The 25099-nt window shown below is 41.8% G+C and carries 23 protein-coding genes; 12 read left to right on the forward strand and 11 right to left on the reverse strand.

Annotated features, from left to right (window positions below):
• The first annotated feature begins 314 nt into the window (after positions 1-314).
• From CLW00_RS04465 to solA, 3 genes are all read left to right on the forward strand, one after another.
• Positions 315-2021 carry a GMC oxidoreductase gene (locus CLW00_RS04465; protein ID WP_106132449.1) on the forward strand — a complete coding sequence of 569 codons (1707 nt, stop codon included), beginning with the start codon at positions 315-317 and terminating at the stop codon, positions 2019-2021.
• An 11-nt stretch (positions 2022-2032) separates the two neighbouring features.
• A complete protein-coding gene (locus CLW00_RS04470; RefSeq protein ID WP_106132450.1) occupies positions 2033-2626 on the forward strand; it encodes a gluconate 2-dehydrogenase subunit 3 family protein in 594 nt (197 codons plus the stop codon).
• Between the two features lie 139 nt (positions 2627-2765).
• A complete protein-coding gene (solA, locus tag CLW00_RS04475) occupies positions 2766-3920 on the forward strand; it encodes an N-methyl-L-tryptophan oxidase (RefSeq protein ID WP_106132451.1) in 1155 nt (384 codons plus the stop codon).
• A 37-nt stretch (positions 3921-3957) separates the two neighbouring features.
• On the opposite strand, the gene CLW00_RS04480 is transcribed toward solA, so the two are convergent.
• Positions 3958-4659 (reverse strand): NUDIX hydrolase, encoded by a 702-nt coding sequence (locus CLW00_RS04480; RefSeq protein ID WP_106132452.1) that lies wholly within the window; start codon positions 4657-4659, stop codon positions 3958-3960.
• A 228-nt stretch (positions 4660-4887) separates the two neighbouring features.
• Here CLW00_RS04480 and CLW00_RS04485 point away from each other — a divergent pair, with 228 nt between their 5' ends.
• The 3 genes from CLW00_RS04485 (at position 4888) to CLW00_RS04495 (ending at position 10564) form a co-directional block, all read left to right on the forward strand.
• Positions 4888-6522 (forward strand): carboxylesterase/lipase family protein, encoded by a 1635-nt coding sequence (locus CLW00_RS04485; protein WP_106132453.1) that lies wholly within the window; start codon positions 4888-4890, stop codon positions 6520-6522.
• A gap of 269 nt (positions 6523-6791) precedes the next feature.
• Positions 6792-8060 carry a carboxypeptidase-like regulatory domain-containing protein gene (locus tag CLW00_RS04490; protein WP_170073169.1) on the forward strand — a complete coding sequence of 423 codons (1269 nt, stop codon included), beginning with the start codon at positions 6792-6794 and terminating at the stop codon, positions 8058-8060.
• Between the two features lie 11 nt (positions 8061-8071).
• Positions 8072-10564 carry a TonB-dependent receptor gene (locus CLW00_RS04495; RefSeq protein ID WP_106132455.1) on the forward strand — a complete coding sequence of 831 codons (2493 nt, stop codon included), beginning with the start codon at positions 8072-8074 and terminating at the stop codon, positions 10562-10564.
• A 188-nt stretch (positions 10565-10752) separates the two neighbouring features.
• Here CLW00_RS04495 and CLW00_RS04500 read toward each other — a convergent pair whose 3' ends face one another.
• From CLW00_RS04500 to CLW00_RS04510, 3 genes are all read right to left on the reverse strand, one after another.
• Complete coding sequence (locus tag CLW00_RS04500; RefSeq protein WP_106132456.1) at positions 10753-12411, reverse strand: FAD-dependent oxidoreductase; 1659 nt, start codon at positions 12409-12411, stop codon at positions 10753-10755.
• 99 nt (positions 12412-12510) lie between these two features.
• Complete coding sequence (locus tag CLW00_RS04505; protein ID WP_106132457.1) at positions 12511-14844, reverse strand: M1 family metallopeptidase; 2334 nt, start codon at positions 14842-14844, stop codon at positions 12511-12513.
• 63 nt (positions 14845-14907) lie between these two features.
• The gene (locus tag CLW00_RS04510) at positions 14908-15489 is read right to left on the reverse strand and encodes a HupE/UreJ family protein (RefSeq protein WP_106132458.1); all 582 of its coding nucleotides are present in this window, start codon (positions 15487-15489) and stop codon (positions 14908-14910) included.
• Between the two features lie 90 nt (positions 15490-15579).
• On the opposite strand from CLW00_RS04510, the gene CLW00_RS04515 reads away from it, so the two are divergent.
• Entirely contained in the window at positions 15580-16068 is a 489-nt protein-coding gene (locus tag CLW00_RS04515; RefSeq protein WP_106132459.1) for a DUF6702 family protein, read from the forward strand.
• 519 nt (positions 16069-16587) lie between these two features.
• Here CLW00_RS04515 and CLW00_RS04520 read toward each other — a convergent pair.
• Entirely contained in the window at positions 16588-17103 is a 516-nt protein-coding gene (locus tag CLW00_RS04520; protein ID WP_106132460.1) for a 3-hydroxyanthranilate 3,4-dioxygenase, read from the reverse strand.
• Positions 17104-17198: 95 nt separating this feature from the next.
• Here CLW00_RS04520 and CLW00_RS04525 point away from each other — a divergent pair, with 95 nt between their 5' ends.
• Together CLW00_RS04525 and CLW00_RS04530 are read left to right on the forward strand one after the other, a co-directional pair.
• Entirely contained in the window at positions 17199-18191 is a 993-nt protein-coding gene (locus tag CLW00_RS04525) for a dipeptidase (protein ID WP_106132461.1), read from the forward strand.
• 21 nt (positions 18192-18212) lie between these two features.
• A complete protein-coding gene (locus tag CLW00_RS04530) occupies positions 18213-18830 on the forward strand; it encodes a thiamine pyrophosphokinase (protein ID WP_106132462.1) in 618 nt (205 codons plus the stop codon).
• Positions 18831-18927: 97 nt separating this feature from the next.
• On the opposite strand, the gene CLW00_RS04535 is transcribed toward CLW00_RS04530, so the two are convergent.
• The 4 genes from CLW00_RS04535 to CLW00_RS04550 all read right to left on the reverse strand — a co-directional run bounded on the left by CLW00_RS04535 (position 18928) and on the right by CLW00_RS04550 (position 21049).
• Entirely contained in the window at positions 18928-19455 is a 528-nt protein-coding gene (locus tag CLW00_RS04535) for a hypothetical protein (RefSeq protein WP_106132463.1), read from the reverse strand.
• 96 nt (positions 19456-19551) lie between these two features.
• Positions 19552-20385, reverse strand: a complete 834-nt coding sequence (gene prmC, locus CLW00_RS04540) for a peptide chain release factor N(5)-glutamine methyltransferase (RefSeq protein ID WP_106132464.1) — start codon at positions 20383-20385, stop codon at positions 19552-19554.
• Between the two features lie 23 nt (positions 20386-20408).
• Positions 20409-20765, reverse strand: a complete 357-nt coding sequence (locus CLW00_RS04545) for a magnesium citrate secondary transporter (RefSeq protein ID WP_106132465.1) — start codon at positions 20763-20765, stop codon at positions 20409-20411.
• A complete protein-coding gene (locus tag CLW00_RS04550) occupies positions 20765-21049 on the reverse strand; it encodes a hypothetical protein (RefSeq protein ID WP_106132466.1) in 285 nt (94 codons plus the stop codon). The genes CLW00_RS04545 and CLW00_RS04550 overlap by 1 nt, the downstream gene beginning before the upstream one ends.
• 82 nt (positions 21050-21131) lie before the next feature.
• Between CLW00_RS04550 and CLW00_RS04555 the strand changes: the two genes are divergently transcribed.
• Entirely contained in the window at positions 21132-22319 is a 1188-nt protein-coding gene (locus CLW00_RS04555; RefSeq protein WP_106132467.1) for an RsmB/NOP family class I SAM-dependent RNA methyltransferase, read from the forward strand.
• 538 nt (positions 22320-22857) lie between these two features.
• On the opposite strand, the gene CLW00_RS04560 is transcribed toward CLW00_RS04555, so the two are convergent.
• The gene (locus CLW00_RS04560; RefSeq protein WP_106132468.1) at positions 22858-23160 is read right to left on the reverse strand and encodes a GIY-YIG nuclease family protein; all 303 of its coding nucleotides are present in this window, start codon (positions 23158-23160) and stop codon (positions 22858-22860) included.
• A 413-nt stretch (positions 23161-23573) separates the two neighbouring features.
• Positions 23574-23732 carry a hypothetical protein gene (locus tag CLW00_RS21335; protein ID WP_170073170.1) on the reverse strand — a complete coding sequence of 53 codons (159 nt, stop codon included), beginning with the start codon at positions 23730-23732 and terminating at the stop codon, positions 23574-23576.
• A 58-nt stretch (positions 23733-23790) separates the two neighbouring features.
• Between CLW00_RS21335 and CLW00_RS04565 the strand changes: the two genes are divergently transcribed.
• The gene (locus CLW00_RS04565; protein WP_106132469.1) at positions 23791-24225 is read left to right on the forward strand and encodes an ABA4-like family protein; all 435 of its coding nucleotides are present in this window, start codon (positions 23791-23793) and stop codon (positions 24223-24225) included.
• Positions 24226-24293: 68 nt separating this feature from the next.
• A complete protein-coding gene (locus CLW00_RS04570; RefSeq protein WP_245917177.1) occupies positions 24294-24968 on the forward strand; it encodes a hypothetical protein in 675 nt (224 codons plus the stop codon).
• The last annotated feature ends 131 nt before the right edge of the window (positions 24969-25099 follow it).

Consider the following 25099-nt stretch of genomic DNA (forward strand, 5'->3'; position numbering starts at 1 on the left):
CGACCCTGAAAGGGTCAAACCTATCAATAGCCGCGGGTGAAACCCGTGGAAAACGATGATATCAATTTTGTCCATTTACGACCCTGAAGGGGTCGAATTTACTTTGATTTTTTTATATGTGCCTATCATCCAAATCTACAGAAAATACAAAACGTTCAGCCTGTAATTCTTAAATCATACTTCAAATTTTCCTCACATATATTCACATTTTATTTCGCTCAATTGACCATCCATACAATCTCCTTTTTTCCAATTGCCTTTTTCATTACATTAAGAGGTTCATAAATACGATTAACCTCTTAAACCCCCTACAAATGAGTAACCTCAATATCAAAGCAATGGCTGAAAACACCTACGATGCCATTGTTGTTGGTTCGGGAATCAGCGGAGGCTTCGCAGCAAAAGAACTCTGCGAAAAAGGCCTCAAAACCCTGGTCCTTGAACGTGGCCGACTGGTCACACACCTCCAGGATTACCCTACCATGAGCAAAGATCCCTGGGATTTTGAAAATCAGGGAAGGTTAACCCACCAAGAAAGGGAAGACTACTATGTCCAGGCCCGCTCGGGATTTATCAATGAAGACAACAAACACTTTTACCATAACGACAAAGCTGATCCTTATATAGAAAAACAGCAATTTGACTGGATCCGCGCTGACAATACCGGCGGGCGTTCCCTGATCTGGGGAAGGCAGTGCTACCGCTGGTCTGATCTGGATTTCGAAGCCAATGCCAAAGAAGGTATCGCCATTGACTGGCCTATCCGGTACAAGGACCTGGCCCCATGGTATGATTATGTGGAAAGGTATGTAGGCGTTTCCGGGGAAGCCATGGGTTTGTCCCATGTGCCTGACGGGCAATTTTTGCCTCCAATGGAAATGAACTGCCTCGAGAAACACATCAAAAAGGAAATTGAAGCCAAATTCCCCTTCAGGAATATGACCATTGGCCGGGTAGCAAACTTGACCCGTGAACATAATGGACGTGGTGCCTGTCAGTCCCGAAACCGCTGTCACCGTGGTTGCCCTTATGGCGCCTATTATAGCTCTGTATCCGTCGCCCTGCCTGATGCAGCCAAGACGGGTAATTTTACCCTCAGGCCAAATTCCGTCGTGCACTCTGTCATCTACGATGAAGAATCAGGTAAAGCAAAAGGTGTCAGGGTAGTAGATCGCGAAAGCAAAGAAATGATCGAGTACTATGCGCGTATCATTTTCCTTAACGCTTCTGCTCCGGCTACTGCACAGATCATGCTGAACTCCACTTCCAGCCGTTTTCCAAACGGTATTGGAAATGACTCAGGGGAATTGGGCCATAATATCATGGACCACCATTACCGATTGGGTGCTTCTGGCTCTTTTGAAGGTTTTGAAGATGTGTATTACAAAGGGCGAAGACCCAATGGCATCTATATCCCAAGGTTCAGAAATATCAATGAGCAGACGAAAATGAAGGAATTCGTCAGGGGTTATGGCTATCAGGGTTCTGCTTCCAGGGCCAACTTTGGCAGAGGAGCTAATATGAAGGAATTTGGAGCTGATTTCAAGGACAACCTCATGCAGGCAGGGCCTTGGACTTTCGGGATAACAGGTTTTGGTGAGGTATTGCCATACCATGACAATCAGATGTACCTCAGCAAAGACGAAACCGATGAGTTTGGCATTCCAAAAATGGTTTTTGATGCAGGGTATAAGGAAAATGAAATGACCATGCGTGAATTTATCAAATCCGATGCAGCTGAAATGCTAGAAGCCGCAGGTTTGAAAAATGTGCATACCTATGACAATAGCGGTGCAATTGGTATTGGTGTACACGAAATGGGTACTGCCCGCATGGGGAAAGACCCGAAAAGCTCAGTGCTCAACGGCAACAATCAGCTTCATGCTGTTCCAAATGTATTTGTCACTGACGGGGCATGCATGACTTCTTCAGGTACTCAAAATCCATCCATTACCTATATGGCCCTTACCGCAAGGGCAGTAGATTTTGCGATGAAGGAAATGAACCGTAACAATATCTAACAGTTATAGCCATGAACAGAAGAGAAGCCTTAAAAGGCACCGCGATGATATTTGGGTACGCTTTAACCGGTTCTACGGTAGCGGCCCTGATGCAATCCTGCGAGTCAGGTGCAAGTCTTGGTTGGACACCCAAAGTCCTGAACAAAGAGCAAGCGCAGATCCTTTCTCAAATAGTGGATAGGGTATTGCCGGCTACTGATAGCCCTGGAGCATTGGACGTTGGAGTAGATCAGTTTATTGATAGGATGTTGGCAAATGTATTCCCTGAAGTAATCCAAAATGGATTTGCAGGGGGAATCGACAGTTTCAACGATGTGGCCAAGGAACAACACGGTAAAGACTTCGTCAAACTGGAGGGAGAAAAACAAGATGCATTGATCCGTGAGTTTGAGGAAAAATCAGGTCCATTACCCGGATCTATGTGGGGATTTTCATTCGGTGAACCGACGGAGTTTCCATTTTACAGGATGATGAAGGAATTGGCCTTGATCGGGTATTTCCATTCTGAAAAAATCGGAAAGGAGTATTTGGCTTATAACCCTATTCCAGGTCCTTATGAAGGATGTATTCCATATTCGGATGTTGGGAAGAATTGGACGGAGTAAAATTGATATTTATTGATACTAGATATTGATAGATATTAGGAAACGCTACTTTTAATCAATTGGGCACGAATTAAGAATTTATATCGCCGAAGGCATATTTCAATTCTATTTCGCGAAGCTTATATCAGTTATCAATAATATGTCCAAAATCTACGATATAGCAGTCATCGGGCTAGGGGCATTGGGTTCCTCAGCCCTTTGGCATTTATCGAAATCCGGGAAAAGAATCCTGGGCATTGACCAATTTTCGCCTCCACATGAAATGGGGTCCTCCCATGGGGAAACCCGCATCACCAGATTGGCCGTAGGCGAGGGGATGGATTTTGTGCCTTTGGTAAAAAGGTCCCATGAAATCTGGAAGGAATTGGAATCTATTTCGGGTGAAAAAATCATGCACACCACAGGGGACTTGCTCTTTGATTCGGGAGTTGATACCTGGTCCAAACATGGTTCGGAAGGTTTTTTTGATCGAACGGTAAGGTTTGCCCGTGAAGGGAATATCCCGCATGAAATCCTCGATAGCAAAGAAGTGAAAAGCCGTTGTGGGGAATTCAATTTGGAACTAACAGGAAGGGCATATTATGAACCAAGTGCAGGGTTTCTCAAACCCGAGCTTGCCATCAAAACCCAATTGGCCTTGGCTGAAAGAAACGACGCTGTTATCAAAACCCACACCAAGGTACATGCAGTTGAACCTCATTCCGGAGGGGTATTGATCCATACCAACCATGGCACTTTTGAGGCTGGAAAGGTACTCTTGAGTGCAGGTCCTTGGATCAAGGACTTTCTTCCTGCTTTTCACAAAAGCCAATTCAAAATCTGCCGCCAAATATTGCATTGGTTGCCTGCGGAAAAAGGCTGTTTTGAAATGGGCAAAACCCCTGTTTATATGTGGGGCTTTGGTGCAAGTGCGGAAGATTTTATTTATGGTTTTCCTTCACTTGATGGGCAAACAGTCAAAATGGCCTCTGAGTCTTTTGTAGAAAGTAATCACTCCGATACACTCAATCGAGAAGTAAGTCAATCCGAGCAAGGGGCCTTTTTGGAACAAAAAATCATTGACAGATTCAATGGAATTGAAAAAAAGGTGCTCAAATCGAAAGTCTGCATATATACCGTAACAGATGACGCCAACTTCGTGGTGGATGAACTACCGGATTTTCCAGAAGTAATGGTAGCTTCTGCATGCAGTGGACATGGTTTCAAACATTCGGCTGCTTTGGGAGAGGCAATAGCGCAAAAGCTTTTGGAAAAAAACACGGAAGTAAATCTTCGTCCATTTCAGTGGAAATAAGGGAGATAAAACCTGGAAGGTTTAAGTTTATCAAAAACTATTCTTTAAAACTATACAAGAAAGGAGCCTTGTGGCTTTTCCCTGTGAAAAGTTTCTCATGCCTTTCCAGAATTTCCAATCCCAATATCTTTCTCTGAAAACTACTTCTCCTGATTTTTTCCCCTAAAATCGCCTCATACACTTGCTGAAGCTCTTTCATGGTGAATCTTTCAGGCAATAGTTTCCCGCCAATCAATTTTCTATCCAGATTTTCCCTAAGCGTCTGCAAAGCTTTATCCACAATTTTGCGGTGGTCCAAAATCAAATCCGGCAATGCATCTATATCATACCAATCTATGGAATCAGAAAGGGAGTCGGGAAGTAAAGTCACTTTTTCATAATCAATCAAAGCATAATAGGCAATGGAAAGAAATCTATCCAACAGCCAAAAATCGTCTTTAACCAAATACCCATTAGCGGCAAGTATGGTCTTCATGACTTCAGGATCATGACGGTCTAGGTTCCCAAAAGTATAAAACTGATCGAGATAGATATTTTCCAATCCAGTCCTTTCTTTCAAACCTCTCTGCACTGCATGATTCAGGTCCTCATTTTTCCCTACAAATCCACCTGGAAGAGCAAACCAACCCGTATCATGGTATTCCATCAAGAGGATTTTCAATTTTCCTTTAGAAAAACCGAAAATCACAGAGTCATATGCGATATGGGGGAGAAAATCTGAAGTAGTAGGTAAAGACATGTGCAATGTTGAGTATATAAATTTGGCATTGACAGAAAGGAAATGACAGTTGGTGAAGGATCGATCTCCTACCGTTTAGACTAGGAGACCCTTCTCCCGTATAGCTATCGGGATCATGGTGACGGTTCCTACAAACCTGTCATTGGTATTTCAGTCCTAAGTAAATAGGAATTTTGGAAACAAACAATTATTATTGTCTCAATATGTAACAATAGATCTCAATAACCTATGAAAATCAAAAGTCTCTTAAACCTATGCTTATTGTTATTGATCTCGGGCACTGTTGCTGCCCAAGAATCAGGTAACTATTATCTCCCTGTCCAAGCCACAATCAGCAATGGCACCATCGAAGGAAATTACGATGTAGATTCCCGAATTGCAAAATATTTTGGGATTCCATTTGCCAAACCTCCTGTGGGAGATTTGAGGTGGAAAGCACCACAGGCAGCGGACAATTGGGAAAATGTGAAGGAAACCAAAAAATTTGGACCAAGACCGGTTCAGGCCAATGTTTTCGGCGACATGAATTCCTGGTCTGATGGCTTGAGTGAAGATTGTCTTTACCTCAATGTATGGACACCTGCCAAAAGAGGTGAAAAAGGACTGCCAGTCTTGTTTTACATTTATGGAGGCGGTTTTGTGGCCGGTGATGCTTCTGAACCAAGATACAATGGTGAAAGTATGGCCAAAGAAGGTGTGGTCGTAGTCACTGCCAACCACAGGTTGAATATTTTTGGTTTTTTATCCCATCCCGAACTCAGTGCTGAGTCGCCATACAAGGCCTCTGGAAATTATGGATTATTGGATCAGGCCATGGCATTGCAATGGGTGAAAGACAATATTGATGCTTTTGGTGGAGATCCGGATAAAATCACCATTGCCGGAGAATCAGCTGGATCTATCTCGGTCAGTTACCAAATGGCATCCCCACTTTCCAGGAACCTGATCGCAGGTGCTATTGGAGAAAGTGGTGCGGGAATTTATCCAACCTTGGCTCCTGTAAGTCTGGAAGAAGCTGAAAAAACAGGAAAAGAGTTTTTGGAAGGTAAAGGCGTCAAAAGTTTAGCTGAATTGAGGAAAATGTCCACCAAAGATATTTTTGAAATGTATACTGAATCTGGCCGTTTTGGGTTTCCTGTGGTGTTGGATGGACACTTTCTGGACAAGAACCTTCCAGAAATTTTTGAAGCAAAGGAACAAGCACAGGTTCCCCTTCTTTTGGGTTGGAACACAGCAGAAATGAATGGAATGGCCTTTATGCAAGGCAAGCCATACACCAAAGAGAATTTCATTGAAAAAGTAAAGGAAGCCTATCCGGAAGATCATGAAGAAGTGCTGAAATTGTATCCGCATGCCACTGCTGATGAAGTAGCCCAATCCGCTACAGACTTGGCTTCTGACAGATTTATTTCATACAGTACTTGGAAATGGTTTGACTTGCACAGAAAAAATTCAGCGCAGCCGGTTTATAGATATTTATTTGGCAAATTGAGACCTCCATTGGTTGACAAATCCTTGACTTCAGGATTTGCTGGAGGTACTGTAAGAGCAGAAAATCCGGAACCGGCTCCAAAAGCCATAGGTGCACCTCATGCCATGGAAATAGAATATGCCATGGGCAACTTGCATTTGGTGAAAGATTACGAATGGACAGCTGAGGATTACAAGGTTTCCAACACCATGTTTGGTTACTTCACCAATTTTGTCAAAACAGGAAATCCCAATGGGGAAAACTTGCCTGAATGGCCAAAAGCAACTGATGCCAGCAATCCTGAAATCATCAATATTGATGTAGATACCAAGTCTGAAAAAGCAGAAAAAGATGCACGATTTAAATTTCATGACAGGTTTTTCAAGCAATGAAAACAGATATTAAAGTAAGTTTTGAGCCTGTATTGAAATAATGCGCCAACCTGTTAGCCAATTCGAAACTAACTGATATTGGATATTGGTTCTAAAATATGGTTAATGCTATGATAGCGGAGAACCATAACCGTAAAATACTATAAATGCATAAAGGGCCTCACCGGCCCTTTTTTTTGTCATTATTAATAAAGAATTTAAGAAATTATGCCAATTTTGATAAACTAAAGAATTTTTGTTCCGTAAGGATGCTATACCCCAAACAAAATATGAAGAAATCCATATTTCCCCTTTTTTCATTTGCCTTTTTTCATTTTTTATTCCTGCTAGTGTTTTTGTTGCCTGCGACAAAATCCTATTCCCAATTTGTAATTCAGGGAAAGGTAATTGATGCGGAGACCATGGAGCCGGTAGAGTTTGCCACCGTTTTTATCAACAACTCTACCTTTGGGGATATATCTGATGAGGATGGGCAGTTTTCCATCACTATTCCAGCTGGAAACCACGAACTCATCATCAGCTTTATCGGCTATCAGACTTTCAAATATGACTTCAATACACAAAACCTAAGGCCTAGCTATGAGTTCAGGATCTTGCCCGAACCTATTGAATTGGAAGAAACAGAAGTTGCAGTCAAAAGAGACCGGACCTGGTACAGGAATCTTGAGGTGTTCAAAGAAAACTTCTTGGGAAATAGCATCAATGCTGAGCGATGCAAAATCCTCAATCCTGAAGTACTGGTTTTAGATACTGAAACCAAAGAAGGTATACTTCAAGCAAGGTCTAGGGAAATATTGCTTATAGAAAACCGCAATTTGGGCTATACCATCCAATATGTATTGGAAGGTTTTGAATTGGATCTTGAAAGTGGCATCTCAAGGTATGCAGGTTACCCGTTTTTTATTGAGGAAGATGTACCGCGAAGAAGGCAACGCAGCCTGCAGACCAACAGAGACCGCGCATTCCAAGGAAGTATTGCACATTTTGTCCGGTCCTTATACAATAAAAATTTGGAAGAAGAAGGCTATGAATTGTATGCCATCGACATGCTTCCTCATCCTGACTTGGTGAGCGATGAAGTAGCAGATATGGCAACAGAAGAACTGAGAAGAAGCCTGAATCCATTGGTGCGGGATAGCCTTAAAAACATAATCAGACGCAGAGACCTTCCCAAGCAAATTGAAACTGTTACAGAAAATCAACTCGCGGAAGCTGACCTGATAGAGGTTTCAAGAAACGAGTTGACTTTCCTGACTTACGACAAACCTATTTACATTGTATTTTCAAAAGAACCGGAGGAACTGGCTTTTTCAAAAAGGAAGTATGAGAATGATAAGCAACTTCAATGGACCGGAATAAATGTTCAAGCCGCAGAACCCAACAAATTTCAGGTCTCCACCATCAGGATGTTGGGCAATGCTGTGCAACTCTTTGAAAACGGCAGCTATTTCCATCCCTTTGACCTTTTTATAGAAGGTTATATGGCTTGGGAAAAAATCGGCGACCTGATGCCGATAGATTATGATTTAGACAAATAAATTTGATAAAAATGTATCCGAAACTCCTTCTTTCCCTGCTCCTCTTTTTTTCATTCGGCCTTTTACATGCTCAGGATTATTCTTCAATGCTAAAAGAAAAAGTCATTCAGTACAGCGAAGCAAATCCTTATGAAAAAGTCCACCTCCATATGGACAAAGCACATTATTTTTTGAATGACACCATTTGGATCAAAGCCTATGGGACAATTGAAAACGGTGAAGAATTACCCGCCGCCACACCATCGGTGCCCCTTTATGTCAACCTGTACAACCACATCAAGCGTGAACCTGAGGCACAAATAGTCATCAAATTGGAGAAAGGTTCTGGTCAGGGAGATTTGGTCTTGCCCAGAGATTTGAACCCCGGAATTTATTCCTTGATCGCTTTTACCAAAAGAAGTGAAGTGTCGGGCGAAAAATACCTCTTCGCCAAAGATCTTTGGATTGGGGAAATCACGGATGCCTTTATTCCCAGAACCGATTTGGAAGGGACTTTAGAAGTCAGTTTCCTTCCGGAGGGAGGCGACCTTATCGAAGGTTTGAAAAGTAAAGTTGGTTTCAAGGCTACAGGAGACAAAGGACTTGGAGAGGAGTTTTATGGATATTTGATTCAGAACGAAAAAGACACGCTATTCCAGTTTGAGTCCAACCATTTGGGAATGGGCTCTTTTGATATTACTCCTGAAAAAAACCAACAATACCATGCACATGTCAAATCCCTAAGCAGCAAGTGGAAAAAGGTCAACCTGCCTTCGGCAAAACCGAGGGGAACGGTACTGAGGGTGGATGTCCTGAGCGAGGAAGAAACAGGTGTCATTGAGGTTGAAAGTAATGCCCATTCAGAAAAGGAAATGATGCTACTGGCCATTTCCGCAGGTAAAATCGTCTGGGAGAAAAATGTGGCCTTACAAGAAGGAAAGGCAGAGGTTCAGTTCGTAAAAGATGATATACCTCCCGGAATTGCGCAAATCACGCTCATGGAAAAAAATGGCCCTCCAGTGGCAGAGCGCTTGGTCTACCTCCACCCATATGCGCAGGCTCTGGTGGAGTTTGAATCCGACAAAAACACCTATTCTCCAAAGGAATGGGTAGAATTGGATATTGTAGTCAGCGATGAGTTTGGGGCTCCGATAGCTGGTGACTTTTCAATTTCTGTGACCGATGCCGGGCAGGTCTTCTCTGAGCCTTATGCGGCAAACATACTTTCACATTTTCGCTTGAGTTCCGAGTTGAAAGGTTTGGTCGAACAGCCTTCTTACTATTTTGACCTGGAAAATGAAAAAGCCGAAGCACATCTCGATGACTTGCTCTTGACACAGGGATGGAGGAGGTTCCGCTGGGAAAAACTGGCTGATGAGAACCGCAAAGGCCCTGAATTTGAAAGAGGCTTGGAATTCAGTGGTCAAGCCGTGCAACTGGGCGGAAAGTCCATCACAGAGCCGCATAAAGTGACAGCCATGGTCAACAGCTTTTATGACCTGCCGCAAATCTTGGAAGGGGAAACCGACGCTCAGGGCAGGTTTACCTTTACGGATTTGGATTTCTTTGATTCTGTGTCTGTTTTCACACAGGTGTATCTTGAGAAAGATGGTTCTTCCAAGGTCAGCAAAAAAAATGAATTGCAATTGATTCCCAGGGATGTGAAAGCAAGGCCGGATAAATTGATTTCGGGAATTCCTTTAAATCAAAAAGATAATATTGACTTTGAGTATGTGGTCAAAGTAGGAGAAGCAAGAAATATGCTGGAACAGTTTGTCTTGGGTCAGGAAGTAATGCTACAGGAAATTACAGTAGAAGCAAAAGACCTGAGTAAGCCAAATGATTTTCGCACACTTTTATACGGAGATAGTCCTGACGCTAGCCTCCCAGTCACTCGGGAAGATTTTGTTTATGCCAATGTCATTCAATTCCTTAGGGGAAGGGTTCCCGGAGTACAAGTAATTGGAGATGTTTTTGATTTTCAGTATCCACCGAGGGTGATCATAAGGGGAGGGGTGATTACCGGAAATGCCAGCGGAAGGACTCAAAATGATAGCAACCCAATTTTAATTGATGGTCAACCCACCGATGTATTGATGGCCATGAGTCTAAATATGATAGATGTAGAAAGGGTTGACGTGATCAAATCCCAAGGGAAAGCTGCGTTGATGAGTGGTGTGCCCTATATCAATATCCTGACCAAAACAGGCAACCCTCCAACTGATTTTGAAGATGATCCGAGATTGGGTCAAGGGAATGACTACTTATTTACCAAAGGGTATCAGGCGCCGAGGGAATTTTACCTCCCTCCGGCAGAGGTAGAAGACGATGGTTTTTTCTCGGTGGACTTTAGGTCTACCTTATTCTGGAACCCACAATTGCGCTCTCTTCAGGATGGGAAAATAAAAGTTTCCTTTCCTTTAAATGAAGGCTATACCCATGTCAATGTAGTTCTTGAAGGACTTTCTAAATACAAAGAACCAGTTTATGGGCAGTTTACTTTTGATGCGGGGGGAGGAAATTAGAAACAAGATGCAAGACAAAGACGAGATGCGGGAAACGAGAGATTAGAGGCGAAAAGCAAGACAGGTTAAATAGTGGAAAATTAGAATGTAGGAAGAAAGGATGATAAAAGGAGTTTATAGTTATTGGTGAATAGTGATCAAAATGGGGGTTGATTTTAGATTTGAAATGATGTAGGTTGTGGTTGGTCTTATAACTTGCCCTCCAAAACCAGTATCTGTCCGTCTTTTTTCAACCTTTCCCTGATTCGTTCATAAGAAAGGTCCTGTACCGCTAGGTTTTGCTCTATAGCCAAAGAGGCAGCAGTAGCAGCTGATTGGCCCAAAATCATAAAAACAGGCTCCATGCGGATTGATCCAAAGGCTGTATGAGAACTGGACACACAGACAGCTACCAGTAGGTTTTCACATTCTTCTTTTTTGGGAATGATAGTACCATAAGAGATTCCGTAGGGTTCTTTGGGTTTTACACCAATGTCTCCTTCATTTTGGACAAATCCTTCCGAGGTCACAATGCGCTGCACATTATGTGAATCGAGTGAATAGGATCCCATACCGATTGGTTGTGGAACATCCTTGGCACCCAATACATCGTGTTCTGTCATTACATAATCACCTACCATTCTTCTTGCCTCCCTGACATAAATCTGATGAGGCCAGTTGTCATTGTCCACAAACTCATCTTTGGCCAATCCCCATTGAGCCATTTCTTTTCTGATTTTTTCGGGCACTTTGGGGTCATTGGCAAGGTAATACAAAAGGCCTTTTTGATAATCCACGTGATCCTCGATTATGACTTTTCGCTCCTCATAACTGGCTTCCGGATAAGCATAGTTTTTTCCTATGTAATCAGTACTGAATGGGCCATGGTTATTCGTATCGGTTTTGAGGTTGGGAATCGGGTCAAATTTGTCAAAAGTTTCATCCCATCCTGAGGCATATACTCTTGCCAACAATTCATAACGTTTGGCGTCATAACCATCCGGTTTTGGAAAAGGTATCCTGTTGTCAGGGTGCTTACTGAAACACATCCTGAAATTGTAAGCTTGAACTTTATCGTCTCCAGTCCCATTTTCAGCCAATGCCTCGGCTGAAATCTCTGGCAAGAGCCCACTTGAAGGATCGTCTTCTACTACATAAGGACTGATCGGCTTATGGAAATAATGACCATGCTGGTAAACCCCAAACTGTACACCATTCCAAGTTTCACCATAAGTATCATTAGACTCTCTTCCCACATGGTAACTCACGCCTGCAGCTGCCATAAGGTCTCCCTCATAAGTAGCATCAATAAACATTTTTCCTTCGAAAACTTTCCCTGAAATGGTTGTGATAGACTTGATTCTGCCGTTTTCCATTTTCACCCCATTTTCCCTATCGAGCCACTCATTTCTATATACTTCGATGTCGTATTCTTGAACAAAATCCTCAAAAACCTTTTCAGCCACATGCGGTTCAAAAATCCACATGGTCCGGGCATCTCCATCAATAGCAGGAGTTCCCTGGCCAACATTTCCATAATCTTCTTTATTCTGCCATTTCCAGGAATCATTATCCTGATAATGCATATAAACCCGATGGTAGAACTCCCTTGCCAATCCACCGATCACTGTTTTATCGCCAGTGTCAGTAAATCCCAGTCCACCTGAAGAAAGCCCACCAAGGTGAATTTCAGGAGAAACGACCACGACTCTTTTGCCCATTTTTTTGGCTTGAATTGCTGCTGTAATAGCCGCAGAAGTCCCGCCGTATATAATCACTTCGGGTTCAAATTTGTTTTTCGTTTCATTCTGACAGCCTAGGCACACCAACAATAAGGCAAATGCAAAGAAATGTATCGTTTTGGACATGGGGATATCTTGATTTTTTTGAAGGATAAATCAATTTAAAAAAAAATCCCCTGTCTAATAAAAATTAGGCAGGGGATTTTACTTTAAATAAAATACAATTTATCTCTTTCTGGCTCTCTTCATAGGATTGTCTCCCATGGAGGCTCCCCTTACACCACCAGCACTTTTGAATAATTCAAATCTGCTTGGGGTAAATTGTCTTGGCCAGAAATTGTTTGACTCATCGATATCTGCTGTTTCCCTGTATGGATCCAACACGATATTTTTCACTTCTTTTTTCTTGGCAAAGACCTTGGTTACTTCCCACTCATTCAATCTCCAGATTTCGGCTGGAATTCTTTCAACCTCAGAAGTACCATCTGTATAATTGAACTGTATGATCAATGGCATCACCAATCCACCATGGTTCCTGAAAGTCATTTCGTAGAAGTTCAAACCTGAATTCAACAAGTCTTTTTCTTTTTGTGACAACCTGTCCATAAAATCCTTATACGCTTTTTCGTCTTCCGGAGTCACTGAGAAAGGGTTGTAGGAATTGTAAAAATCCCTAGCTGCCGGATCTGCCTCCACTACTGTTTGCGGAATGTCCTCTTTGTTGTAGTCTTGACTGATATGATAGGCTTCTCTTTCAGCTTCTTTTTGAAGGTCAGCCTTTTTCTGAGCAGGAGTCCTGTTGTCCAATTTGTACCAGCTTACATTTTCAATGGAGATATCTACAGGATCTGTACCGAAGAACCAACCCCTCCAGAACCAATCCAGGTCAACACCTGAAGCATCTTCCATAGTCCTGAAGAAATCCTCTGGTGTTGGATGCTTAAACATCCATCTTAATGCGTACTCTTTGAAGGCAAAGTCAAAAAGCTCTCTGCCCATAATTGTTTCTCTTAGAATGTTCAGTGCAGTGGCAGGTTTTGCGTAAGCGTTTGGACCAAACTGAATGATGTTTTCTGAATTGGTCATAATTGGCTCAAGCAGGTGTCTTTCACTAGCCATGTAAGGTACAATTTTGTGTGCTGCTCCTCTTCTTGAAGGGTAATCTCTATCCCACTCTTGTTCGGCTAAGTATTGCATGAAGGTATTCAGCCCTTCATCCATCCAAGACCACTGTCTTTCGTCAGAATTGACAATCATCGGGAAGAAGTTGTGTCCGACCTCATGGATAATTACTGAGATCATACCGTATTTGATCGCGTCAGAGTAAGTACCATCTTCATCAGGTCTGCCATAGTTGAAGCAGATCATTGGGTATTCCATACCATTTGTAGCTTCTACAGAAATGGCCACTGGGTAAGGATAGTCAAAAGTACGTGCTGAGTAAGATTTGATGGTATGGGCTACTGCTCTGGTAGAATACTGCTCCCAAAGTGGGTTCGCTTCTTTGGCATAATAAGACATCGCCATGACATTGTTACCGCCTTGTTTGACTGCCATTGCATCCCAGATGAACTTTCTTGAAGAAGTCCATGCGAAATCTCTAACATTTTCAGCATGAAAAACCCAAGTTTTCTTGTCTTTGGCTTTTTGCTTTTCCAATCTTTCAGCTTCCGCTTGAGTCCTGATGATTACCGGTTTGTCAAAAGTTGTTTTTGCTTTGTTCCACCTGTCCATCTCGGTAGCGCTAAGAACCTCATCAGCATTTTGAAGCACACCTGTTGAACCTACCATATGGTCAGCTGGTACAGTGATTTTTACTTTATAGTCTCCAAAAGTCAAGGCAAATTCTCCTCGGCCTACAAACTCTTTGTGCTGCCAGCCTTCAAAGTCAGAATAAACAGCCATTCTAGGGAACCACTCTGCCATCGTGTACAGGTAGTTTCCATCTTTTTCAAAATACTCATAACCCGGACGGCCACCGATAAAACTCATTCTATCGTGTACATTGAAGGTCCAGTCTACGGTAAATTCGGTTTGCTCTCCTGGCTTAAGTGCTTCAGGCAGGTCAACTCTCATCATCGTTTTCACAATGGTGACAGGAATATCATTTCCAGAGAGATCTTTAACTGAAAGGATTTTGAAACCCAAATCCTGGTCATGCCAAAGTATGCTTTCCAATTGTCTGAGGTTCATTCTGGGGTTGATACGGCTTTCAGCAATTTTAGGCGTGTTGGAATCAGCTGCTCTTTCATTTTGATCAAGCTGAATCCAGAGGTATTTCAATTCATCGGGAGAATTGTTGAAATAAGTGACTTTTTGCCATCCTTTGATAGACTGGTTTTCGTCATTCAGCTCAACCTCGATTTCGTGGTCAGCCTTTTGTTGCCAGTACATATGTCCAGGAGCACCGGAAGCGGTCCTGTACACATTTGGAGACCTAAGCATGGGCCCGAGCTGTTCGAACCTCTCGGCATGGTTCTGTTCAGTCCATTGGGCTGATACCGGAGCTGTTATTAACAGACCCAATAACAACGCAAATGCAGTAAATAGATGTTTCATAGGGGTGTTTATTCAATTAAAAAGCAAATGGTTTTATCACCACCTGCAGGGTTAAAGTTTAATTTACCAATATTTAGACTCTAGCATCATCATAAATGCCATGCCCAGGACGATGGAAGAAATCACCAAAGTCCAATCTTTTCTGTTTATTCCAGCTATTCCAATTAAGATACTTGAGGCAACCATAAATATAGCCACAATTACCAGCTGTCCAACCTCCAAACCTAAGTTAAAAGCCAAAAGAGGCTGGAAAATTGATGCTTCTTTACCCAAAAGAGAGCGTAGGTAATTGGAAAAACCCAATCCATGGATAAGTCCGAAGAATAGGGCAAAGAAATAGTTGACTTGAATTCCTCTCCCAGTACTTGGTTTGGGTTTGATAATATTACTCATTGCAGTGATGACTATGGTCACCGGAATCAGAAATTCAATGAGGTCAGCATTCACTTTTACCAACTGAAGCGTAGCCAAAGCCAAGGTGATAGAATGTCCGATTGTAAATGCCGTAACCAGGATAATGATTTTTTTCCAATCTCTGAGGACATACAAAGCACAAAGTGCTACAACAAACAAAATGTGGTCAAAACCCGCTAAATCTAATATATGCTGAATCCCTAATTGAAAATACAGTTGAAACTGTCCCATGTCACCCTAAATCATTTAATACCGAAATAAATTTTTCGGTATGGTCCTATATTGTCTAATTTGCAAAGAAAATAAAATATACCTTTCCACATGCAATTGAATTACATTTTAATGCTGTATTTGGGATGGAAGGTTTTTTTCCATCCATTCTATATCAGTCTTACAGAAATCAGGTACAATCCTGAAGCAAAGAGTCTGGAAATCGCCCAAAAGATTTTTTGGGATGACCTGGAAGTGGCGCTTGCTGAAATACATGGAGTAAAAGTGGATTTTCTAAACCCTACAGATACCGAAGCCTTGGAAGAAATGGCCAAGTCTTACCTTTTGTCAAAAAACGAAATCATCATCAATGGCCAAAAGGTAAACCCCCAATATCTCGGTTATGAAATCGAAGAGGAGGCGGCATGGTTTTATTTGGAGGTGAAAAATGTCGCCAAACCCCAAAAGGTAAAAATCCAGAATGAAGTCTTATTGTCCAACTTTGAAGGCCAGCAAAACATCATCAATTTCTACGTGGAAAAACGACCCAAAAGCCTGATTTTGTACAAGGGTAGGGAGAGTGGAGTGCTGGAATTTTGATTTTTGGTCACGCCTGTTTTTTTGCCATAAAGACCCGAAGGCACTAAGGTCCTAAAGACTACCAATGACAGATTTGTTTGGTACGTCACCATGATCCCGATAGCTATACGGGAGAAGTTCTCCTAGCCTAAACGTTAGGAGATTTCCCGCAATACGACGGGACAGGCTTTCACTACGTTACCAATGACAAATTTCAAGGTTGCGTCACCCTGACGGAGGAGGGGTCTCTTTCTTTCAAGCTTGGAGATCCTTCAGTCGTACCTCCTTCAGGATGACGCCGTAATGATGTAATTTCCTTTCTATCAAAGCCAAATTTAAATCCTCGAGATGACAAGGTGATGCTGATTTTATCTTTAAGCTGAAACTAAAATCCTTAATAGATTGCGTGTTTCAAAACTGTCGCTAAACCTCCGTCTTGTGTATTGATTCTTATTTCTTGACTCTTTTATCTCATATCTACCCCTATCGGGGCTTGTTTCTCGCCCTTGGCATCTCGTATCTAATCTCTCGCTTCTCCGTTCAACCTTTCTCCATCACCGTCCCGCACTGATCACATTTGGTGTTCGACGGATTGCTCCAAAATCGCTCCATAATAGGTGGCAGCTGATTGACGATATCTGTCACTTCATGGAATTCTTCGTAAAGCTTATTCCCACAATTTTCGCAATGCCAAATAAACCCGTCTTTCTCGCCTTCTTTACGGTATCTTTCCATCACCAACCCGATGGTATTTGCCGGCCTCCTTGGTGAATGTGGAACTCCCGCTGGCAACAAGAACATTTCACCGGGTCCTATTTTGATATCCTTTACTTCACCTTCCTCCACGATTTTTAGGGTGATTTCGCCTTCCACTTGATAAAAAAACTCTTCCCCCTCATTGTAGTGAAAATCTTTACGGGAATTGGGTCCACCGACTACCATCACAATAAAGTCATCATTTCCCTTATACATCACCTGATTGCCGATTGGCGGCTTGAGAAGGTGTCTGTTATCTTCAATCCATTTCTGAAAATTGATCGGTTTTGCCACTGGCATAGCTAATGAGGTTTGGTTTATTAAAAGGTAAACACCAATAAGCTTTAAAAGTATTAAAAAAACTGTCAAATTTGAGTTCAAAATTCCCATTTTCCATGAATATTCCTATCATCGACACGCATTGCGACTTACTTTCATATTTGGCAGTGGTTCCTAATGCTTCTGCAGACAACTCTGAAGACATTGCCTGCGCCATACCTTTATTGAAGCAAGGAAATGTCAGGATGCAGGTTTGTGCCATTTATACAGACGTGCGTTCAGGAAGTATGGCCCTAGCCACTCAACAAGCTAACAAGTATAGGGAAGTATTGATGCAATTTGAAAAAGAAGTGAGTCCTGTTGATGGAGACTTTATAGAAAACATAGCATCTTCTGAAAAAACAGGCTTGGTGGCTGCCGTCGAAAATGCTGCTGGATTGGCTGAAGAAAAAGTATCCATCAAAGCTGCTTTTCAACAATTGGACAGTTTGATTCAGTTGACAGGAAGATTGGCCTATATTTCACTTACCCACCATACCGAAAATCGCTTCGGAGGTGGAAACTATACTGAAGGCATTGGCCTTAAGGATGACGGAAAAAGACTTTTGGACTATATGTCTGGTAAAAAAATAGCCATTGACCTTTCCCATACATCGGACCTATTGGCGGAGGGAATTCTCAACCATATTGATACCGCTAAGCTTGATATTCCGGTGATTGCCAGCCATAGCAATTTCCGCAGTGTATGGAACCACAAACGAAACCTGACAGATGAATTTAGCCAAGAAATTGTGAGGAGAAAAGGTCTTATCGGGATCAATTTCCTTAGGGCATTTTTGGATAATGAGAAACCTGAAAGGGTGTTTGAACATTTACTGTATGGATTCGAAAATGGTGCCGAGGACCAAATGTGCTTTGGAGCTGATTATTTCTATACCAAAAATTTTCCTGACAAATCACGCTTTCCCTTCTATTTCCCTATCGTAGAAAATGCCAGCAAATATCCCTCTGTTTTGGAAACCCTTTCAGAAAAACTTAACCAATCACAATTGGAAAAACTTGCCTATAAAAATGCGCAAACCTTCTTTTCCAATCTATGGAATTCTTAATTTAAAGCTTTAAAAGAAACCATGTCTTCGCACCATTTTGTCAAAGAACAACAGGAACCCGCATTGCTGATTTTAGACACCAAAGACGTCAGCTATGATAGTATTGCTCCTTTGCTGGAGTGGGTACCGACTGTGATGGTAGCTCAGGATGAGGTCTTTGCAGTTATTTCTTGGGGGATCAAATTGGACTTGATTTTGGCAGAAATGGACTTCCAAAAAAACAACTACAGACTTTTGGAAGAACAGTATCCTGTGAAATTTTTGGGAGTAAAAGATGGTGCGTTTTTGGAAGAAGCCTTACAGTACCTTGTGGCAACCAAACATTCGGCAGTGAACATTATCGGTTATGATCACCTACATGTTTTTGAACTTCAAGAGAAGTTGAATTTCTTGGACATTGTAATCATAGACGGTCAGATGCGCTATTACCCGGTCAAATCAGGTAAGTTCAAAAAATGGTTTCCGGAAACATCAATACAACTTCACGCTCCAGAAGGAACACTTTTGGAAGTAATTACGACGGAAGGCGCTTCAATCACTGAAGTCAAATATGCCACCATGATCGACCTGCCTGAGGGAATTGTTGAATTTAAAGGCAAAGAAATCTTTTGGATAGGCGAGATGCTCAACCAACAGTAAACCTGATAGGGGATTGAATGATTACCCTAGATTTGAGGTAAAAAGTAAAAAAAAGACTGCAAAAAATATTTGGCAGTCTTTTAAAATCAGATGGTTATTACATTCCACCACCACCCGGCAAACCGGCAGGTCTTCCAGCTGGAGGAGTGGGCCTGTTTGGAGCTGGCGTATTTGGCCTACCTGCAGGTACATTCGGTCTTGCAGGGGGAATGTTTACATTAGGCCTTGCATGAGACGGAATTTCAGGTCTCACTTGAGAATTTGGCCTAGCCTGATTGGCGATTCCTCTTCCTCTTTCTGCGTTCGATGCTCCCATTGCAGCTCTTTCTCTACCTCTTTCTGAATTGCTTGCTCCCATTTCTGACCTTCGTGCCTCAGCATTTTCAGCACCTAACTGAGCCCTTTCATTTGTAAGACTGCTTCTCCTAGCAGCGCTGGAAATACTCATCCCTTTCTCTTTTCCTCCTTCAGTAGTAGTGGCAAGGTTCCTGATTTCCTGACCCTTTGATGCGTTTTCATTGATTTGCGCATTGACAGGGGCTACGGGGTTAGCATTTTCTTCAGTCTGGGCCTGTAATGACACAGTCCACACTAGCATTGCGGTAATCAATAGTAAATTTCTCATGGGTGTTAATTTTAAGTTCTGATACAAATAAATAACACCGAGATGAAGTTAAAATGAACAAACCAGTCTAACCCTCATATTCTCTGAAAAGTGATTTTATAAGAAAGCTGAAATAATCCTCTCCCTACCATTGAGGTCTTTCACTAGTTCTACTTGCTTAAAACCTTGGTCTTCTACTAACTTTTTGGTCTGACTGCCAAAAGCTTCATTGATTTCAAAATAGAGCTTGCCACCTGGTTTGAGGGCATTTTTTGCTTTTTCGGCAATCACTCTGTAAAAAATCAGTGGGTCCTCATCGTATACAAAAAGTGCCAAATGAGGTTCGTGATCCAAGACATTTTTGTGCATTTGCGATTTTTCCGAATGTCTGACATAAGGCGGATTACTCACCACAATATCCAAATCGCTGAATGGAATCTCTTCCTCCAAGATATTCAATTGGTGAAAAGTTACTTGAGCATTTAGCAATTCTGCGTTTTTTTGTGCTACTCCGAGCGCTGCTTCACTGATGTCTACACCATAGATTTTTGAGCCCAGTATTTCCAATTGAAGTGTAATGGGAATACAGCCAGATCCCGTTCCAATATCCAAAATGCGCAAAGAGGGTCTTTTATTTTCTTTGATAATGAGATGAACCAATTCCTCTGTTTCATTTCTTGGAATGAGAACAGAACCATCGACCATAAATTCCCTACCATAAAACGGAGCTTTTCCAGTGATGTATTGAATAGGTTTACCGGCCAAGAGTGAATCCAGCGCCTGTTCCATTGCAGAAGGAATACTCACAACCTCGCTGTTTTCCAATAGGTCTTTCCTTTTCACCCCAAGGAAATCTTCCATCAACCATTGACTGAGGGACTCAGCTTCATTTTTCCCATAAAGAGGCGTAAGTTTATCCGAATAGGATTTAAAAATTTCTCTGCTGCGCATTTTTTACTTTTCAGGATACAAATTTAGTTTCTTTTATTGATCAATAAATAAAAAGCCACAGATCCGATAGCATAACATACTATATCCCAAATATCCGCTGTATAAGTCTCCGACCATTTGGGTAGGAGGTATTCAAAGAGAAATGAAAAATAAACCCATGCCACTGCCACTTGTACTTTGGTAAAGATAAAGCGATTTTTCAAAGGGTGAATCCAACGGTATATCTGAAGGGTTAAGCCCAATACCACAGGCATAGCCATCAGGTCATCCAAATAAGCGTGCACAAAAGGAACAAAAATACCCAATACCTTTTCCACAAACTGATTGATCCAAAATAGGGTAAAGGCAATAATAAAATACGGGTTTTTGAGTACAGTCATCAGCCTGGCAAAATAGCAATTAGCCAAGCAAAGAAAGTCAAAATAGCCATGTAGATGGTATAGAATAGGTTACCTGCCGTTTTCAAGCCTCTCATCCAAGGGCCATCATGCTCTTTGATATGAAAAATCCAATTCTCTTTGTTTGTCTGAATATCTTCTTCCCTTTTTTCGTGATACTCCAAATCCCTTCCCCCCAATGTTTTTCCGCAATGTTCACAAATGTCATTCATATTGGTGGTCCACTTTGACCATTCCCCGCAATGGGGGCATTTTTTCTGTCCCATAATCAAAAATATAAAAGATTGTAACAGTATACACCTGTATGTCGAAGGAAAAGTTGCCCAAAGTATTCACTATCTTTGGGGCATGAAGCTTTTTCCAAATACAGTAAGAGGGGTCGTGTCGGCCATAGATGAGATTTTCAACAATAACAGGTATGCCGATAAGGTCATAGAAAAAACCTTGAGATCCAACCCAAAATGGGGTGCAAGAGACAGGGGTTTTGTGGCTGAGTCCGTCTATGAAATGGTCAGGTGGTGGCGCTTGATCGAAGCAGTAAGCCCTTCCAAGGACCATTATCACCGCTTCGGCACCTATTGGTTGCTACAGGGAAATAAGCTGCCTGATTGGAGGGAATTTAAGGGACTCGATCCAAGTGAGGTCAAATCCAAACTCAACAAAATACAGCAAAGGTCAGTATTGCAGTCCATTCCGGATTGGTTGGATGAAATGGGTGCCAGCCAACTGGGAGAAAAATGGGACAGGGAAATCGATACCCTCAACCAAACAGCCTCGGTGGTGCTCAGGGTAAACACCTTGAAAACTAGCAGAGAAGACTTGATGAACAGACTTGCTGCCGACGGAGTAGACACTTATGCTCCTAAAGGCTATAAGGATGCCCTTGTATTGGCTGAAAGGCAAAATATTTTCAAAAACCCAGCATTCAAAGAGGGGATGTATGAAATACAGGATGCTTCTTCACAACTTGTCGCTGCGGCATTGGAGGTCGAGCCTGGTATGCGTGTCATTGATGCATGTGCAGGTGCAGGCGGAAAATCCTTACACCTTGCTGCCCTGATGGAAAACAAAGGTCGCATCCTTTCCATGGATGTAGAAGCATGGAAACTGACCAATACCAAGCTAAGGGCAAGAAGAAATGGGGTAAGCATCATAGAAACCCGCTTAATCGAAGGTAATAAGACCATCAAAAGACTAAAAGACTCGGCAGATCGGGTATTGCTGGACGTGCCTTGTTCTGGTTTGGGAGTACTCAAAAGAAATCCCGATACCAAGTGGAAGTTAAGTCCTGAATCCATAGAGAAAGTACAAGTCATGCAACAAGAGATCATTCAGGATTATGCCTCAATGGTCAAGCCGGGAGGCTTGTTGGTCTATGCTACCTGCAGTATTCTGCCCAAAGAAAATCAAGATCAAGTGTCCAAGTTTCTAGCCTCAGAAAAAGGTCAGGAATTTGAGTTGCTAGAAGATCAAAAAGTATTGGCGCAGGAAAGTGGCTTTGACGGATTTTATATTGCGAAGATGAAGAGGAAGTAAGGTTTGGTAAAAAAGCTTGTAAAGCTAAATCCTGATCAAGAGTAATAAAACCTTCCCCTTGTCTTCTCGCTTGCCTGCCTTTGGTAGGAGTGAAGAGAGGGATTTGACTTTTGCTTACATAACTCACCAGAGTCAAGGGTTTTGTCTTTTGGGGAGTCCTTATTTAGATCTCTCCTGCGTCGAGATGACAAGGAGAAGTTATAATAAGTTCTCATTTTGAAAAATTAACAACGGTTTTTTTTACTATGTCAGTTCAAGAATAAAAAAAACTTTGCCTTGTCATCTCGCCTGCCTGCCTGCCTTTGGTAGGAGTGAAGCGAGAGATCTGACCTAGGCCTTATGCTTGAAAACCCGAGTCTTCCTCGATCTTTATCCTCGATAAAGGGCAGTTGTCAGTGAAGAGTCTTAAAATAGATCTCTTCCCGGCAATTGTACGGGATCAAGATGACAAGGCGAGGCCGTCCTAAGCCCTAATCCTGAATAATAAACAGAGGTTTCATTCTAAAAAATAGAAAAAGGTACCTTTCCCAAACATAGGCTAATTCCCCAAAACCTCTTCATTCAAAAACTTCCAACCTGGGTTATACTCTGCTATTAATGCTTCCTTTTTTGACCTTCTCCATTTTTTGATTTCCTTTTCACGGGCAATGGCTTCTCTAACATATTGATAAGACTCCCAATGAACCAAATGGCAACAATTGTATTTTGAAGTAAAGCTTTCAGGATTCAGTTTTTCATTGTGCTCTGCTAACCTTTTGGATAGGTTATTTGTCATTCCTACATAAAGGACTGTTTTAGCAAAATTCGTCAGGATGTAGACAAAATATTCGTGTCTTTTCATAAAAAAATGGTTTAATAGTCTTATAGAAATTTAGCCATTTACAATGAAAAATGCACTATTCTTAAAATTTAGATCTATGAACAGATCTCTCCTGCGTCGAGATGACAAGGTGAGGTCATTTTAAGTTTTCATTCTGCAAAATTAACAAGGGTTTCATTCGCTAAGTCAGTTCAAGACTAATAAAAACTTTGCCTGTCATCTCGCCTGCCTGCCTTTGGTAGGAGTGAAACGAGAGATCTGTTCATTGCTTACATAACTCACCAAGGTCAAGGGTAGTTGTCTGTAGAGAGTCCGTAAATAGATCTCTCCTGCGTCGAGATGACAAGGTGAGGTCATTTTAAGTTTTCATTCTGCAAAATTAGCAAGGGTGTCATTCACTAAGTCAGTTCAAGAGTAATAAAAACTTTGCCTTGTCATCTCGCCTGCCTGCCTTTGGTAGGAGTGAAACGAGAGATCTGATCATTGCTTACATAACTCACCAAGGTCAAGGGTAGTTGTCTGTAGAGAGTCCGTAAATAGATCTCTCCTGCCTGCCTTTGGTAGGAGTGAAGAGAGAGATCTAATCTTTCCATAGTGCCTATATACTTTTTAAGGATAATTCAGTAAATTTCTACGAACAAAACTCAACCCATGCCACTAGAAACAGTCTTCTCTATCGTCAGCAGTATTGCACTTATTTCATGGATACTGCTCTTTATTTTTTATTCACAAAATTGGGTATACACCTTTTTGTTCTCAGGGGTATTGTTGATTTTGGCATTGACTTACCTCAATTTTATCATTCAGGGAATGAGCGGAACAGAAGAAGGTGGTTTCAATAGTTTGGCAGAAGTGCGTGCTTTGTTTGGATCTGACCAAGCACTTTTGGCGGGTTGGATTCATTACTTGGCCTTTGATCTTTTTGTGGGCATGTGGATTGCCAAGGATGGATGGAAAAATGATATCAACAGGTGGATGCTTCTTCCTTGTCTTTTACTGACCTTTATGCTGGGTCCGGTAGGACTACTGACCTACTTTATCATCAGAGGTATCAAGACACAAACCATTCTCCAAAATCCATACTAGCCATGTGGGCCCTTCACAAAATATTCCGGCGTAACAGGTCTTTGGCTTGGTTTGGCTTGATAAATTTTGTGTGGGTTTTGATTTTTCTGATCCTCTCGCTGATTGATCAAAGGCAAGTATTGGGGTTGAATGTGTGGATCAAGCCGATGAAATTTGCCATTTCCATCGGTGTTTTTTCTTGGACGATGGCTTGGCTATTGGCTTATTTGCCACAGGCAAAAAGGGTGAAATTCATTTCCTGGGTTATCATCATTATGTTGGCACTAGAGCTTTTAATCATTGGCACCCAGTCTTTGAGGGGAGAAACATCCCATTATAATATCTCTTCTTCGTTGAACTTGTTTCTGTTCAATACCATGGGCATTGCGATTGTAATCAATACCATGATGGTATTCTGGGCTTTGTTGCTATTTAGAAAAGTGAGCTCCCTTCCACTAGGCTATAAACTTGGAATACAATTGGGCATGTTGATTTTTGTCATTGCCAGTTTGGAGGGTTTTGTCATGGTAGGACAAATGAGTCATACCGTAGGCGCACCTGATGGTCAGGAAGGAATCTTTTTTCTAAATTGGGCCAAAAAATATGGAGACCTGAGAATTTCCCATTTTGTGGGACTGCATTCACTTCAGGTTTTGCCTCTTTTTGCCTGGTATTTTTCCAGACACAAAACCACTTTGGTATGGGTATTTTCTTCGTTTTACTTTATACTCTCGCTAGGCACCTTTTGGCTGGCCTTTCAATAAGCCTGTTTACAGAAGAAAATTTTATTTACTGGGAAAAATTTAATCAAAACTGCAATTTATTTTTCATTCAGGTTGATTGGCATAACAAATTAATAGTATCTTTGACGGGCAAATAGGGTCACCAAACCAAT

Source organism: Mongoliibacter ruber (genome assembly GCF_003003005.1).
Lineage (GTDB): Bacteria > Bacteroidota > Bacteroidia > Cytophagales > Cyclobacteriaceae > Mongoliibacter > Mongoliibacter ruber.